Raw genomic sequence first — 15,622 nt, 5'->3', positions numbered from 1 at the left:
GGACTTCACATTTTTAGTGTAATCCAATTCTTTTTTCCATTTCGTAGCAGCGGCTAATCATTATATAGCGAATCGTACTATAACCATTTTTTTGATAAAATTGTAGACCTTTGATGTTTCCTTCATCGACCATAACCTTGGATCTTTTGCAGCCTCTTGATGCGGCGAATTGCTCAGCTTTGAGTAACAAGCTCTGTCCGTAGCGCTTTCGCTGCTCTTTCGTGGTAACGGCCATCATATCTACGTATAGAAGTTCACCATGCATAAGAAAATGGATGAATGCGACCGCTTCTTGGTCAGGCTCCGATGAGACAACAAAGGTCATGCCCCTGTTCATTCGCAGGGGTATTTCTTTGCGTATTTTATTGATTTCACTTTCACTCATATGAGAAAGGGGAACAAGTTGAGAATCAATCAGTCTCATAATGGCAGTGTCATCCAGCTTAGATTTGCGTTGCCGAATTACCATAGGGAGCCTCCTCTCTTAACCAGTCATGCTGCTTGTGTATCCTATGCCTGGAGTAAGATAAAAGGTGACTGAATGAGAGTAGTAGGTTTGGGTTACATTAGTCATTGAAGATGAAAAGTGTATGCGTTTAAAATTTTTATGAAAAACAGGTATTGACTTATCGCTCAGTAGAATCATATAATGTTCCTAACATTTAACGAGAATATTTCATCGGCTATGAAGAGGACGAAGTTTTAAGGGCTCTTTTGCTCAGAGAGTGGCTGGATCTGCTGAAACCACCACCATTATCCCTTATATACGAGCTCACCTCGGAGCTGTTTTCCTGAAAAGCATTGGATGTCACTCCAACTGGTTATTAGGGAAAATCGTATGTCTGCGTTACAGACAACAGGTATAGATAACGGATATGTCCGTTAGGACTATTGTTTTTTGTACCTGGTAAGGTCCGTTATTGCGAAATTTCGGACAAAGTTGGGTGGTACCACGGAAGCGACAACCTTTCGTCCCTCGCAAGCATGAACTTGTTTGCAGGGGATGGAAGGTTTTTTTTGTAACTTCTAATGTCAGAATGGTGTGAATTTCGAGAGGAGGATGACTAATGGGTGCTCAAATTCCAGAAGTACGGTCAACAGATGAATTACGTGAAAAATGGATGAAGCCGGAGGTCATTAGCGGTTCCGAGATTTTGCTGAGAAGCTTGTTGCTGGAAGGTGTAGATTGTGTCTTCGGTTACCCTGGGGGTGCAGTACTTTATATCTATGACGCAATGTATGGTTTCGAGGATTTCAAGCATGTATTAACTCGTCACGAACAAGGTGCCATTCATGCGGCTGACGGATATGCACGTGCGAGTGGTAAGGTAGGCGTATGTATCGCCACTTCCGGACCAGGAGCAACCAATCTGGTTACTGGAATCGCGACAGCGTATATGGACTCCGTTCCTCTCGTTGTGATTACAGGTAACGTTGTCTCCAGCCTGATCGGCTCGGATGCTTTCCAAGAAGCAGACATCACGGGTATTACAATGCCAATTACGAAACATAGTTACTTGGTAAAAGATGTTAAGGATCTACCACGTGTTATTCACGAGGCATTCCACATCGCTAATACAGGTCGTAAAGGCCCGGTTCTGATCGACATTCCAAAAGATGTATCTGCTAACAAGACATTGTTCGAGCCAAGTACTGAGCCTGTTGTGCTTAGAGGGTATAATCCTCGTACTGTACCGAACAAACTGCAAGTTGATCGCTTGGCACAAGCTATTCAAGAGGCAGAGCGTCCAATGATTCTCGCAGGTGGTGGTGTTGTTTACTCTGGTGGACACGAAGCACTCTTCGAATTCGTTGAGAAGACAGGTATTCCGATTACAACAACTTTGCTTGGCTTAGGCGCATTCCCAAGTGGACACGAATTGTGGACAGGGATGCCAGGTATGCATGGTACGTATACTTCGAATCTAGCTATCCAACAATCAGATTTGTTAATCAATATCGGAGCACGTTTCGATGACCGGGTAACGGGTAAACTGGACGGTTTTGCGCCACATGCCAAAATTGTACACATCGATATCGATCCAGCCGAAATCGGTAAAAACATTGCAACAGATATTCCAATTGTTGGTGATGTGAAGACTGTGCTGGAAATTGCGAACAAAGAAGTGCAGCGTGCAGAGCGTGCGGATGCATGGAGAGATCAGATCAAGCAATGGAAACAAGAGAAACCTTACAGCTACACTGATTCCGATGAAGAATTGAAACCGCAATGGGTTGTAGAGTTGTTAAACGATACAACGAAAGGCGAGGCAATTGTAACAACGGATGTTGGACAGCATCAGATGTGGGCAGCTCAATATTACAAATTCAATCAGCCGCGTTCTTGGGTAACCTCAGGTGGTTTGGGAACCATGGGCTTCGGATTCCCTTCAGCAATCGGTGCTCAAATGGCGAATCCTGACAGACTGGTTATCTCCATTAACGGTGATGGTGGTATGCAGATGTGTTCTCAAGAGCTTGCAATCTGTGCAATTAACAACATTCCAGTGAAAATTGTTATTATTAACAACCAAGTACTTGGAATGGTACGTCAATGGCAGGAAATCATCTATGAGAATCGCTATAGTCACATTGATTTGGCGGGCAGCCCTGATTTTGTTAAATTGGCAGAAGCCTATGGTGTTAAAGGCTTGCGCGCTACGAACAAGGAAGAAGCGGAGCGAGCTTGGCAAGAAGCACTAGACACACCGGGACCAGTCGTTGTAGAGTTTGTTGTACGTAAGGAAGAAAACGTATATCCAATGGTTCCACAAGGAGCGACAATCGATCAAATGCTGATGGGGGATGCTGAGAAATGATTAGACATACAATTTCGATTTTGGTCAACGATCAGCCGGGCGTCCTTCAGCGGGTATCGGGTTTGTTCGGTCGACGCGGTTACAATATTGAGAGTATTACGGTGGGGCAATCGGAAGAGCCGGGTTTGTCCCGGATGGTCATTGTCACTACCGGTGATGATAAAACATTGGAACAAATTGAGAAACAATTGTACAAAATCATTGATGTCATCAAAGTTGTCGATTTCAGTTTGAAACCTATGGTTGCTCGTGAGCTTGCACTAATTAAGGTGAAAGCAGAACCTTCCGAACGACCTGAGATTATGGGTGTTGTCGAGACCTTTAGAGCAGCTGTTGTTGATATCGGACCTGGTAGCCTGATGGTGCAGGTTGTAGGAGATACTGACAAAATTGATGCTATGATAGAGTTACTCAAACCATACGGTATTCGCGAACTCTCTCGCACAGGTGTAACGGCATTGGTAAGAGGCAACGCATAAATCATTATGAATTTTCTTTGAAAATGTAGAGCAACACGAAATTTGGCACTGCCTGCAACTTAACATTTTAGTGATGTAACGCTTGAAAAGAGAAATACACACCCGCATTAACGAGCGGGTGTCTGAACGGATCGAATCAGACCAACCCACGTTAAATCAACTTAACGTGTCGGTCCCTTGAGACACCCGCTCATTAATGAAGGGTTCTTTACAATACAAAGGAGGACTTATAAACATGCCAGTAACTACTTATTATGAACAGGATGCAGAGCTTAGCGTATTGAAAGGAAAAACGATTGCCGTAATTGGTTACGGTAGCCAGGGCCATGCCCAAGCTCAAAACTTGCGTGATAGCGGATTGAACGTAGTCATCGGACTTCGTGAAGGTAAATCCTTCGATACTGCAAAAAATGATGGATTTGAAGTTCTTTCCCCAGCTGAAGCAACTAGCCGTGCTGATGTCGTTCAAATCTTGTTGCCAGACGAAACACAAGCTTCTGTTTACAAAAACGAAATCGAACCAAACCTCAAAGAAGGCGCTGCATTGCTCTTCTCCCACGGTTTCAACGTTCATTTCGGTCAAATCGTTGCTCCAAAAAACAGCGATGTATTGCTGGTAGCTCCTAAGTCCCCTGGCCACATGGTACGTCGTACTTACGTGGAAGGATTCGGTGTACCTGGTCTGATCGCGATTGAGCAAGATGCAACAGGCAATGCAAAAGCGATCGGCTTGGCTTATGCAAAAGGTATCGGTTGCACACGCGCAGGCGTTATCGAAACTTCCTTCCGTGAAGAAACAGAAACTGACCTGTTCGGTGAGCAAGCGGTTCTGTGTGGTGGTGTAAGTGCCCTTGTAAAAGCTGGATTCGAAACATTGACAGAAGCAGGCTATGCTCCTGAAATGGCATATTTCGAGTGTCTGCACGAGTTGAAATTGATCGTTGACATGATGTATGAAGGTGGACTTGCAAGTATGCGTGATTCCATCAGTAATACAGCAGAATACGGTGACTATGTAACTGGACCTCGCGTTGTAACTGAAGATACGAAGAAAGCAATGAAAGAAGTACTGACGGATATCCAACAAGGTAAATTCGCACGCGACTTCATCTTGGAGAACCAATCCGGACGCGCATTCCTGACAGCAACTCGTCGCAACGAAGCTGAACACCCAATCGAAGTGGTTGGCGGACAATTGCGTGAGATGATGCACTGGATCAAGAAATAAGCATTTCGTTTAAGGAATTATAGCAATTCACAGTTTCAACTGGAAATAGCGGCCGTGCTTATGCGTGAGCCGCTATTACTGGTTTAAAGAGACAAAAGGTAATTGTTGTCGTCTATGAACGACGGTAATGAAATGAACCCAATTGCCTGAATAATAATCAAGTCAAGGAGGTGCGAAGCGTGCGTAAAATCTATGTATTTGACACAACGCTGCGTGATGGAGAACAATCTCCGGGAGTTAACTTAAACACTCGTGAAAAGGTAGAGATTGCACACCAGCTGGAGCGGCTTGGTATTGACCGGATGGAAGCGGGTTTTCCAGCAGCTTCTCCAGGGGATCTGGCAGCAGTGAACGCGGTAGCCAAAGCGGTGAAAAATATTACAGTAATTGGCCTTTCTCGTTCGAGAGAACAAGATATTGATGCTGTAAAAGAAGCGCTGAAAGGTGCACAGGATCCGTGTATTCACGTCTTTTTGGCAACGTCACCGATTCACCGTCAACATAAACTGCGTATGGACAAAGCGCAGGTGCTTGATACGGCTCGTTCTGCAATTCGTTATGCAAAGAAAACGTTCTCTAAAATTGAATTTTCTTTGGAGGATGCGGGACGTACAGAGTACGATTTCCTTGTAGAAATGGTGAATATGGCAGTTGAGGAAGGCGCATCCGTTGTTAATATTCCAGATACAGTCGGTTATCTGAGCCCTTATGAGTACGGTAACATTTTCAAACATCTCAAAGAGAATGTACATGGGATCGAAAAAGTACAGCTAAGTGCTCATTGCCACAATGACCTGGGAATGGCTACAGCAAATACGCTTGCCGCGATCCTGAATGGTGCTGACCAGATTGAAGGTACAATTAACGGAATCGGTGAACGTGCGGGCAATACAGCAATCGAAGAGATTGCGATGGCACTGGAGACTCGCCAAGAGTTTTTCCAAGCCAAAACATCACTTCAACTGTCTGAAATTGCACGGACTAGTCGTCTCGTGAGCCGCTTGACGGGTATGGTTGTGCCTGGAAATAAAGCGATTGTTGGTGCTAATGCATTCGCACATGAATCCGGAATCCACCAGGATGGCATGTTGAAAGAGAAAACTACGTATGAGATTATGACACCAGAGACTATTGGTCTGAAGGAAAGTAAACTTGTACTGGGTAAACATTCCGGACGTCATGCTTTCCGTGAACGTTTGATCGAGCTAGGCTATGAGTTGGAGGAAGAAGCGCTGAATCGCGCATTTGGCCAATTCAAAGATCTGGCAGATAAGAAAAAAGAAGTTACGGATGAAGATCTACTCGCTCTGATTGAAGAGAAATTGCAGGATGCACCTGAGGTGTATAAACTGGAATCCATCTTTGTAACATACGGGGATGAATCTGTTCCGACAGCGAAAGTTCGCATCACCACCCTCGAGGGTAACACAATCGAACAGCAGGCTGAAGGAAATGGATCTGTGGATGCGATCTACAATGCTATTGACCTGGTTAGTGGGGAAGAGGTAACTTTATCCGATTATTCGATCAAATCCGTTACACATGGTAAGGATGCATTGGGTGAAGTTCATGTTGTTCTTACCCAAAATGAAGTGTCTGTACAGGGACGTGGGGTAAGCACTGACATTTTGGGTGCAAGTGCGCGTGCCTATGTAGATGGTGTAAACCAATTGATTGAGAAACGAAAAACATACACGAACCGAGTAAATGTGAATCTGTAATATACTTTTGCAGCCAGCATTGAGTGAAATCGCTATGTAATGTCTGGGCTAACGTGTAGTCACAGAGAATCATAGGTTGATGAAACCAGAAAAGTCTGACTTCCTTACTGTTACAAGGGTCAGACTTTTTGGCTATCCTATGATTTTATCTCACAGCATAAATAAGACGATACAACTGCTGGTTCATTCAGATATGAAGTACGCTATCAGGTTCATTCAAATATTACCAAGCATAAGCGTTCGGGGCATGTCCACCAGGACCTGGGAAAATCTCATCTAAGCGCTTAAGAACTTCCTCGTCTAGCGTAACTTCCAGACATTTGAGCGAAGTCTCAAACTGCTCGAGTGTACGTGGGCCGATAATAGGTGCTGTAACTGCTGGATTCGCAGCTACCCAAGCAAGGGCTACTGTATCCTGTGGCTCACCAAGTTCACGACATAACGCCGCAAATTGCTCCAGTTGGGATTGCTGACGTTCGATCCGTTCAGAGATCCCGCCACTTCGCGTTCCTTCCAGCTTCTGGAGCGCATTACGTCCCAACAGTCCACCATCTAGAGGACTCCATGGAATTACGCCTAAGCCTAATTCTTTGGCGGCTGGAAGAACCTCGAGCTCAGGTAAACGACAATTGAGGCTATACTTATGCTGTTCAGAAACGAGACCAAGGAAATGGCGGTTTTTAGCTTCACTCTGTGCAATGGCAATCTGCCAAGCCGCAAAGTTACTTGAACCTACATAGCCAATTTTCCCCTGATGCACTGCGTTCTCAAACGCATGCCATAACTCGTCCCAGGTAACAACAGGATCAACATGGTGCATCTGATACAGTTCAATGTGATCGGTTTGCAGGCGGCGCAGGGAACCTTCCAGGTGACGTCTAATTTTATATGCGGATAGTCCAGCCTCATTATTAGGACCGTCGTTCTCATCATGCATGGAGCCGTAGACTTTGGTTGCAAGTACAACCTTCTCACGTCTGCCGCCACCTTGGCTGAACCAACGGCCAATAATCTCTTCTGTCAGACCTGAATTCTCACGCCAGCCATAAATGTTAGCGGTATCAAAAAAATTCACTCCTGCATCCAGCGCGGCATCCATAATGCGAAAGGCTTCTTTCTCGTCTGTGATGGGTCCAAAATTCATGGTACCAAGACAAATACGACTAACCTTGAGACCGGATTTACCCAAATACGAATATTGCATGGTGATTATCCCTCCTGCGTACCTGATTTGAATTCAGCTATATTTTACCTTATGGAGAGAAGCGGAACAACTTATAAACGTTAAGATTGAACTGCTTATAGGTAAAATCTATTAAAGTCATAGATTGTATATCTTGGTCAAATGACCTCAAAATATGATACAAAAGAGAGAGTTAATATGAGAGCGTTACTTCGTGAATAGTTATAATGAATTGATACAAGGAGTGGACAACCATGGCAGAAGTAAAAAAAATTGCAGTCATTGCTGGAGATGGAATCGGACCAGAAGTCGTAGCTGAGGCTGAAAAAGTACTTAAACGCACAGAAGAAGTATTCGGTTATCGTTTTGAAACAGAACATGCTTTGTTTGGCGGAATTGCCATCGATGAGAAGGGTACACCGCTTCCTGAAGAAACATTGACCGTATGTAAAAGTGCTGACGCAGTACTGCTTGGAGCTGTAGGCGGTCCTAAATGGGATAATAATAGCAAGGAGTTGCGTCCTGAAACTGGCCTGCTTGGTATTCGTAAAGCGCTTGGACTTTTCTCCAATCTACGCCCGGCAGTTGTATTTGATTGCTTGAAAGACGCATCCACACTGAAACCGGAAGTGCTGGAAGGTACGGATCTCATGGTTGTACGTGAGTTGACTGGCGGAATTTACTTCGGCGAGAAATTCAGACGTGAAGGCTCACAAGGTGAAGAAGCTGTAGACACTTGCGTATACAATGTAACGGAAGTGGAGCGCATCGTTCGTCAAGCATTTGAAATTGCTCAAGGCCGTCGCAAAAAACTCGCTTCTGTAGACAAAGCGAACGTACTGGAAACATCCCGCCTCTGGCGTGAGGTCGTTAACCGGGTAGCACCGGATTATCCGGACGTTGAAGTGGAACATGTACTTGTTGACAACTGTGCAATGCAGTTGCTTCGTCGCCCAGCTAGCTTTGACGTGATCGTAACGGAAAATATGTTTGGCGATATTCTGAGTGATGAGGCAGCAATGCTGACAGGCTCTATCGGTATGCTCGCATCTGCATCTCTTGGAGAAGGCAGCTTTGGTCTGTACGAGCCGGTACACGGTTCTGCGCCAGATATTGCGGGTCAAGGTTTGGCGAATCCGATCGCAACGATTCTATCACTTGCTCTGATGTTCCGTACAACCTTTGGTTACGCAGAAGGAGCAGATGCAATTGAAGCGGCTGTGTCCAATGTGCTGAATGCAGGACACCGTACGAGCGATATTGCTGTAGATAAGAGTGCAGCGATCAGTACAACGGAGATGGGCGACTTGATCGTCGCAGCGATCCAGAAACAGGCGTAATTATACGATCAACAAGACAGCCCTTTGTCTCCTATTATGGAAGATACAGAGGGCTGTTCCTGTATGAGGTTGTTCAAAAAGTCCACTTTTGATTACGAAGGATGCCTGACGACATCCGCCCTTTTTGAACGCGTGCATGATGATTTTGGCACGAAAAATCCTTATTTATAATTATTATAAAAAAATAACGTTTATAATCTTGACTTTGAGAAGTCCGGATGATAACATTTTACTTGTACTTGTTATCAAGTATCAAATTCATTTAATGACAGGAGAGACGCTTGCGTTTCTACCTGATGATGAGCAATCCATATGGATGCTTACATAATCCCAAAGGAGGAATTTTTAGTTATGGCAGAACGTTTGGTTGGTAGACCAGCACCAGATTTCGCAATGGAAACAGTATCAGGAGACGGACAAGATTTCGGTTCCGTGAAACTGTCCGATTACCGTGGCAAATGGCTTGTATTCTTCTTTTATCCTTTGGACTTCACATTTGTGTGCCCAACTGAAATTACAGCTTTGAGCGTTGCTGCAGAGCAATTCAAAGCTTTGGATACTGAAATCCTTGGCGTGAGCGTGGACTCTGTACACAGCCACAAAGCATGGATCAACACACCTGTAGACAGCAATGGTCTGGGTCAATTGAACTTCCCGCTCGCTTCTGATATCACGAAGCAAGTGGCTAAAGATTACGGCGTTCTGATCGAAGAAGAAGGCGTTGCATTGCGCGGCTTGTTCATCATCGATCCAGAAGGCGAATTGAAATACCAAGTAGTTAACCACAATGATGTAGGTCGTAGTGTTGAAGAAACACTTCGTGTACTGCAAGCACTGCAATCCGGCGGATTGTGTGCAATGAACTGGAAACCAGGCGACAACAACCTGTAAGCCAGAATTAACTTGAACGCGTCAGGTTCAAGCCCTCATCCCACACGGGATTGAGGGCTTTTTGCACCCTTTTTCTCGGATTGAAAAAGGAGTTGTCCAAAGATGTTTAGATTCGTATGGAAACGTGTTAATGATGTATTATAAGAATGATCATATTTTATCCTCGTGAAAGAGGAATTGAAGGGCATAAAGGCGAATAGGGTATGGAAACCCGGTAAATTATCCGGTATGATTGCTCTCAGATAATGAAGCATATGAAATCCGTTGGAACTATTCCCTTTTCGGTAAGTGCTACAGGTGTACGGGATGTGATTTGCACACTTTTGAATCCCGACACGTAATAAGGAGGGTGAACAAAAATGAGTTACTGTTGTGGGGCAAGTATGGTGGGAACTAAGGGCACGCTGAAGCATTACCGCACCCAGGTTCATAATGTTCCCCTGCTGTTTTGTCCGGTATGTCATCGGGTCGAGGTACATTACAAAGTCGAAAATGAATATGAAATTCTTGCTGAGTATGCACATGGAGATGGTGCTTCAGAGATTGATTTTCAAGACTATGTCACAGAAGACGAAGATGCTATCTTTGAAAATTGTGTAAACCGCGAAAGCGAAGATGCCATGGTCATTGTGCAACGCCAGATTGATATGTCGCTCGATCTGCTTCGACTTGCGAAGGAAATGAAGGATGAGAAATGGGAAAGTGAGCTCAAGCGTCGATTAGCCGTGATGAGCCAGCGCAGACTCAAAATCCAGCATAATAAAAGTGGCTTATAGATTTTTTTGACGCATATAGTATCAATTGAAATCCATGACATGTTGGATGAGAATGATGCCGAGAGGCGGGCTGCGAATCCAAAAAGCGATTTCTCAAACAACGTCTATAAGAAATATGAAATAAACGAAGCTTTTTCGCTATGCTTGCGAATCAGCTTCGTTTTTGTGTATTCAAACTTAGCAATTTCGAGGTTTTTCTTAAAAAAATTTCCATTCGACACTTTCTCCGATTGACTCCATTCTATAAACTTGTCTATGATAAAAACAGACTTGCAAAAGAGGCGGAGCAAAAAGTGTTCGTGTATGGGAATAGGACAAGGTCAGAATGGAACATACGTATATCGTTTTCCGGATCGATTGTTGGTTACGGAGATAAAACCAGCTTGGGTTCCGGACGCACCATCCATATTTTCGGCTCAGCCCCCTAACGAAAGGGCTCCGGTAAAGAGAATTTAAATCGGCCCTTCCTGTTTCTGTGATGATATGATGTCCGAATGGCAAGTTTATCATTTACGTGAAAAGGAGGAACCTGACGTGATTAGTGAAATTCAGGATACAGTCCCTCAATTAACGAATGGTTTTCCGCCTGTACCCCTGGATAACAACAAGTATGAGAATGTCCTGGAGCACCTGGATAGCGGTATTATGTTGTTTGACAGCAATGGTGTGTTGACGTTTATTAACGTACAGATGGCAAAATTGTTGGAGCTCCCGCGGAGCCTGCTCAACGGATGCACACTCATGCAAATGATGCATCTTCCCCAGATGAGCCGATTCAAGAAAAAGAAAATTTTACGTATTTATCGGGAAACCATATTCCATCGTAAGCGATATCATGAACTGATTGATGAGTATGGCAGGCACTGGCTGGTCACGGTTACCTATGGAGATCAGATGGATGGGGATTTTCTGTTCAGTGTTAAGGATGTATCCGACTACAAACAAATTGAACAGACGGCCTATCAAAATGACAAGCTTGCGATGTTGGGGAGAATTTCTGCATCGATCGCTCATGAGATTCGTAATCCATTGACAGCCATTCGGGGATTCATCCAGCTGCTACGCCCGCACTTGTTGCAATTAGGGAAGGACGAGTACGCCAGAATCATTCTAACTGAAATCGATCGAGCCAACGATATTATCTACGAATTTCTGAATTCCTCCAAACCGTCAGCGCCCCAGAAAACCATCATGTCTGTGGACTCTTTGCTCAAAGAGGTGGTCTTGCTGACTGAAAGTGAAGGCTTGATGAAGGGGTGCGAGATTACCCTGGATGAAGCAGAATTGCCATTGAATGTTTCGATCGATGTGAAACAGATTAAACAGGTTATTTTGAATATGGTCAAAAATGCAATGGATGCAATTGAAGATGTAGGAGAAGAACATCCTGGCTTAATTCGAATATCCACCAGCACGGAAAATAAATTTGTTCAGATCTCTATCGTGGATAACGGTCATGGAATGGATCATAATACGCTTGTACGTTTGTTCGATCCATTCTTTACCACAAAAGAAAGCGGTACAGGACTTGGGCTATCTGTCAGTTATCGCATTATTAAGAATCATGGAGGCACAATCTCTGTGGATAGCAAAAAAGGGGAAGGCACACAATTTAAAATTATGCTCCCCCTTGTGTAACTTTAAAGGTGAAAACAACGAACAGGAATTGGTCAATTAGCCGATTCCTGTTGTTTTTTGTTAAACTAAATAGGGTTATAGTTAAAATGAATGCGAATACATAAATGTAGTTTATGGAAGGAAAGGTGAATTGCGAATGGATATTCAAGGAATGGAGCAGATGAACAAACAACTGTTGAATCATGTGGGTCAGGTGATTGTAGGGAAAGAGAACACGATGGAGCTGGTGTTAACTGCTATTATTGCCTCAGGTCATGTCTTACTTGAAGATGTACCAGGTACAGGTAAAACAATGCTAGCCAAGTCAGTAGCGGCTTCGCTTGATTGTACATTCCAACGCATCCAGTTCACACCGGACTTGCTACCGTCGGATCTCACAGGTATTCATTTCTTCAACCAGAAAACAGGGGATTTCGAGTTCAGACCAGGTCCACTGTTTGCTAACCTTGTACTTGCGGACGAAATCAATCGTGCTACGCCGCGAACCCAGTCCAGCTTATTGGAGTGTATGGAGGAACGGCAGATCAGTATTGACGGTTCCACAAGACAGCTTGAATACCCGTTTATAGTCATCGCGACGCAAAATCCGATTGATAACCAAGGAACATTTCCTCTGCCAGAAGCGCAAATGGATCGGTTTATGATGAAGATTCGTATGGGCTACCCTACCGAAGGTGAGAGTGTAGAGATTTTGAGACGTACTGTGGCAAGCCGCTCCGTCGCTGATCTATCGAGCATTATCACGCGTGAGCAGCTACTTGAAGCTCAACAGACCTATAAGTCTGTACAGATCGATGAGGATCTGCTGACGTATATCATTCAGCTCACAGAGGAAACGCGCAAGCATCCAGAGCTGTCCCTAGGGGTTAGTCCTCGTGGAGCGCAGGCTCTTCTTAAGGCGAGCCAAGCATGGGCTGCTTTGCATGGCAGAGATTACGTTCTACCTGACGACATTAAAGGCTTAGCAGAGCCAGTACTTGCACATCGCTTGGTGTTCCGTAATCGAATGCGCCAACAGGAAGGAATGGCAGAACGAATCATTCAGGATATTCTGAATAACGTTCAAGTACCGACGGAGAACATGACTGCTGGCAGTGGGCGATAATTATGAATTTGCTATGGTTAGTCGTTGTTGGCGGCATTGTTATAGGTATACATGGCTTGTGGTTTGGGCGCTCTGCATTACGTAAGCTCACGTATTCAAGGCACTTTAGTAAGTCGCGCTGTTATGCTGGCGATGAGCTGGAGATGGTAGAGACGATAGCTAATGAGAAACGAGTGTCTGTACCATGGCTGCGACTTGAGGCCATGCTACCAGGGTCATTCGTTTTCCGTACCGGTTCAGGGATGGCGATTAGCCAAGGTGAGATCTATCAGAATCATAAGAGTATCTTTACTTTGAAACCGTTTACCCGTATTACACGCAAGCATCCTCTGGTATGCAGTCGCCGTGGGATATATACGATGCAGAGCATTACAATGACAGGTGGGGATCTTTTTGGAGTATGGCGTACTTCCAAGCTTATTCCCATGCATCTTTCCATGATTGTGTACCCCTCCTTGATTCGGCCTGAGGATCTACCGGCTATTTATGAAGTATGGCAGGGAGAGGTAGAGGTGTCCCGTTGGATTGTGGAAGATCCTTTTCTGATCCTAGGTGTACGTCCGTATGGTGCGGGTGACCCCATGAATCGAATACACTGGAAAGCTAGTGCGCGTACAGGGGAATTGCAGGTGTATAAGCAGGGCTGGACAGCAGATCCGCAATCATGGATTGTAGTCAATATTCAGGAATCCGCAGACATGTGGAGTGTGGTGACTAAGCCCGAGACGATTGAGCGAGCTCTTCGTTATGCTGCAACCGCAGTTGTGGATGCCATTGGGCGTGGTCTACCTGCAGGTTTTGCCCATAATGGTTATCGAATAGGCGGCGGACATGAGCCATTAAGGATCGAACCAGACTATGGTAGCCCTCATTTGGAGTTATTGCTGGAAGCAATGGCTGAGATTGAATTGAAATGTATGGTACCCATGGAGCAGTTCTTGCGTGATGAGGTATTGCGGAATGAAGAAGCACAGCAGGCGAGAAGTTATCTATTGATTACAACGTATGTGTCTCCTGCCATGGAGAATGAAATTGCACGTTTGCATGAACAAGGACATCGTGTAACTATTCTTCCTGTAGAGCAAGTGACAACGAGTAACAAGGCGGTGAGTGCATGAATGATTCCATCTCATCGAAGGTTAAGTTAGGGCTTTTGTGTGTTGCAGTTTTGTTAATCGGTATCTATATCTACCCCATCTTAACACTCACCTCCCTTTACGCGTCGGGATCGTTACCTTATACGCTATTTTTCTACTATATTATTACTGCAGGATTAGCGGTACTCGTTCAGCATCGACTTCCTCGCTTGGGGAGTCATGCATTCTACCGTTTGGGCGTAGCTATTGTACTAGGTGCAGTTGTATTTCTAACGACTCACCTTACGTTATCTCTTCCATGGCTTGAACTATACACAGTTGGCGTGTGGGGGATGATCTCTGCTTATATCGGACTTACCTCAGGTCCATATCTCCGTTCCACCGTGACGTTGAGGTTGCAGCTTGTAGGGGTGTCTAGTTCCATTCTGCTGAGCGTGGCTTCGAGTTGGGGTGAACCGTTTCATTTGTTGCAGCCGTATGTGACAAGTCTATATGTATCAGGCGTAATTTGCTTCGCCGGTTGGATGATAACCTTGTATAGTTCACAAATGGATCGAGCCATACTAAATGATAGCAAAAGAAGGATGGTTCTACGGGAATTTGCGAGAGCTAATCGCCAGCGTTTAATGTGGATTTTAATTACAATCGGGCTTATTGGAGCATTTCCCAGCCTTGTTGCTTGGTTAGGTCCTTTGCGTGATCGCTTACTTGCCTGGATAAGAGGGTTATTGAACACTTCTGGGCAGGAAATACCTATACCGCCAGCGGAGTCCATGAATACACCCATGTTGCCTGAACAGACGACAGAAGGAGACTCACAGCCCTCTATACTGTGGGATATTCTTGGCTGGGTGGTTCTCATTGCCGTGATCTTGGTCATTCTCTGGTTTATGATGAGATGGGGGCAAGGTGCACTGCACAGACTTATGGAGCGTTTGAAAGGCATGATGAATTCTAAAGACAAGAAGATGACTCCACCAACGGAATATATGGATATTAGTGAGACTCTTGCAGCTCCGACTAAAGTTCGAAAGCCTTGGTTCCGCAAGAAAGAACCTCTCCCCACGCAGGACAGAGATCGAATTCGTTTTTACTACCGAAAATGGATTAACAGCGCTACGCGTAGTGGGGTTCATATTGAAGGTTCACAGACACCTTTAGAAACAGGTGAGATTGTTCAACGTGAGGGATCGAAACAAGAGGATAAAAGGTTATCTACGATATTGCCGGATGCGTATAATGCTGTGCGTTATGGAAAGAAAGCGCCCGATAATACTAAAATGAATGAATTGGATCAAATATGGAAGTCCTAGTTACAGAATAGCACGTTTATCCCTTTACTTTT

The 15,622-nt window shown here is 44.7% G+C and carries 13 protein-coding genes; 11 read left to right on the top strand and 2 right to left on the bottom strand.

Going from position 1 to position 15,622, the window contains the following annotated elements; genetic code table 11:
• Positions 1–13 precede the first annotated feature (13 nt).
• Entirely contained in the window at positions 14–469 is a 456-nt protein-coding gene (locus tag MH215_RS18420; RefSeq protein ID WP_145047993.1) for a GNAT family N-acetyltransferase, read from the bottom strand.
• A 598-nt stretch (positions 470–1,067) separates the two neighbouring features.
• Here MH215_RS18420 and ilvB point away from each other — a divergent pair.
• The 4 genes from ilvB (at position 1,068) to MH215_RS18400 (ending at position 6,247) form a co-directional block, all read left to right on the top strand.
• Positions 1,068–2,819, top strand: coding sequence for a biosynthetic-type acetolactate synthase large subunit (gene ilvB / locus MH215_RS18415; RefSeq protein WP_056698665.1), 1,752 nt, complete (start codon positions 1,068–1,070; stop codon positions 2,817–2,819).
• On the top strand, positions 2,816–3,298 hold the full coding sequence (ilvN, locus tag MH215_RS18410; protein ID WP_056698662.1) for an acetolactate synthase small subunit: 483 nt from the start codon (positions 2,816–2,818) through the stop codon (positions 3,296–3,298). The genes ilvB and ilvN overlap by 4 nt, the downstream gene beginning before the upstream one ends.
• 235 nt (positions 3,299–3,533) lie before the next feature.
• The gene (gene ilvC / locus MH215_RS18405; RefSeq protein ID WP_056698659.1) at positions 3,534–4,526 is read left to right on the top strand and encodes a ketol-acid reductoisomerase; all 993 of its coding nucleotides are present in this window, start codon (positions 3,534–3,536) and stop codon (positions 4,524–4,526) included.
• A gap of 179 nt (positions 4,527–4,705) precedes the next feature.
• The gene (locus MH215_RS18400; protein ID WP_239292428.1) at positions 4,706–6,247 is read left to right on the top strand and encodes a 2-isopropylmalate synthase; all 1,542 of its coding nucleotides are present in this window, start codon (positions 4,706–4,708) and stop codon (positions 6,245–6,247) included.
• Positions 6,248–6,470: 223 nt separating this feature from the next.
• Here MH215_RS18400 and MH215_RS18395 read toward each other — a convergent pair whose 3' ends face one another.
• Positions 6,471–7,451 carry an aldo/keto reductase gene (locus MH215_RS18395; protein ID WP_145047990.1) on the bottom strand — a complete coding sequence of 327 codons (981 nt, stop codon included), beginning with the start codon at positions 7,449–7,451 and terminating at the stop codon, positions 6,471–6,473.
• A gap of 233 nt (positions 7,452–7,684) precedes the next feature.
• Between MH215_RS18395 and leuB the strand changes: the two genes are divergently transcribed.
• From leuB to MH215_RS18360, 7 genes are all read left to right on the top strand, one after another.
• The gene (gene leuB, locus MH215_RS18390; RefSeq protein WP_239292427.1) at positions 7,685–8,770 is read left to right on the top strand and encodes a 3-isopropylmalate dehydrogenase; all 1,086 of its coding nucleotides are present in this window, start codon (positions 7,685–7,687) and stop codon (positions 8,768–8,770) included.
• A 351-nt stretch (positions 8,771–9,121) separates the two neighbouring features.
• Complete coding sequence (locus MH215_RS18385) at positions 9,122–9,661, top strand: peroxiredoxin (RefSeq protein WP_128101064.1); 540 nt, start codon at positions 9,122–9,124, stop codon at positions 9,659–9,661.
• Between the two features lie 359 nt (positions 9,662–10,020).
• A complete protein-coding gene (locus MH215_RS18380) occupies positions 10,021–10,437 on the top strand; it encodes a hypothetical protein (RefSeq protein ID WP_024628323.1) in 417 nt (138 codons plus the stop codon).
• A 534-nt stretch (positions 10,438–10,971) separates the two neighbouring features.
• Positions 10,972–12,075, top strand: coding sequence for a PAS domain-containing sensor histidine kinase (locus MH215_RS18375; RefSeq protein WP_239292417.1), 1,104 nt, complete (start codon positions 10,972–10,974; stop codon positions 12,073–12,075).
• 136 nt (positions 12,076–12,211) lie between these two features.
• A complete protein-coding gene (locus MH215_RS18370; RefSeq protein WP_239292407.1) occupies positions 12,212–13,180 on the top strand; it encodes an AAA family ATPase in 969 nt (322 codons plus the stop codon).
• Between the two features lie 2 nt (positions 13,181–13,182).
• The gene (locus tag MH215_RS18365) at positions 13,183–14,298 is read left to right on the top strand and encodes a DUF58 domain-containing protein (protein ID WP_239292405.1); all 1,116 of its coding nucleotides are present in this window, start codon (positions 13,183–13,185) and stop codon (positions 14,296–14,298) included.
• The gene (locus MH215_RS18360; RefSeq protein WP_239292394.1) at positions 14,295–15,590 is read left to right on the top strand and encodes a hypothetical protein; all 1,296 of its coding nucleotides are present in this window, start codon (positions 14,295–14,297) and stop codon (positions 15,588–15,590) included. Before MH215_RS18365 ends, MH215_RS18360 begins: the two co-directional genes overlap by 4 nt.
• Positions 15,591–15,622: the final 32 nt, after the last annotated feature.

Source organism: Paenibacillus sp. ACRSA, from assembly GCF_022346845.1.
Lineage (GTDB): Bacteria > Bacillota > Bacilli > Paenibacillales > Paenibacillaceae > Paenibacillus.
Note: the sequence above shows the minus strand (reverse complement) of the source record. Positions and strands in the feature narration are given on the sequence as shown.

Coding starts and splice junctions, on each gene's coding strand:
- MH215_RS18420 (WP_145047993.1), bottom strand. CDS start 469: ATGGTAATTCGGCAACGCAAATCTAAGCTGGATGACACTGCCATTATG.
- ilvB (WP_056698665.1), top strand. CDS start 1,068: ATGGGTGCTCAAATTCCAGAAGTACGGTCAACAGATGAATTACGTGAA.
- ilvN (WP_056698662.1), top strand. CDS start 2,816: ATGATTAGACATACAATTTCGATTTTGGTCAACGATCAGCCGGGCGTC.
- ilvC (WP_056698659.1), top strand. CDS start 3,534: ATGCCAGTAACTACTTATTATGAACAGGATGCAGAGCTTAGCGTATTG.
- MH215_RS18395 (WP_145047990.1), bottom strand. CDS start 7,451: ATGCAATATTCGTATTTGGGTAAATCCGGTCTCAAGGTTAGTCGTATT.
- leuB (WP_239292427.1), top strand. CDS start 7,685: ATGGCAGAAGTAAAAAAAATTGCAGTCATTGCTGGAGATGGAATCGGA.
- MH215_RS18385 (WP_128101064.1), top strand. CDS start 9,122: ATGGCAGAACGTTTGGTTGGTAGACCAGCACCAGATTTCGCAATGGAA.
- MH215_RS18380 (WP_024628323.1), top strand. CDS start 10,021: ATGAGTTACTGTTGTGGGGCAAGTATGGTGGGAACTAAGGGCACGCTG.
- MH215_RS18370 (WP_239292407.1), top strand. CDS start 12,212: ATGGATATTCAAGGAATGGAGCAGATGAACAAACAACTGTTGAATCAT.
- MH215_RS18365 (WP_239292405.1), top strand. CDS start 13,183: ATGAATTTGCTATGGTTAGTCGTTGTTGGCGGCATTGTTATAGGTATA.
- MH215_RS18360 (WP_239292394.1), top strand. CDS start 14,295: ATGAATGATTCCATCTCATCGAAGGTTAAGTTAGGGCTTTTGTGTGTT.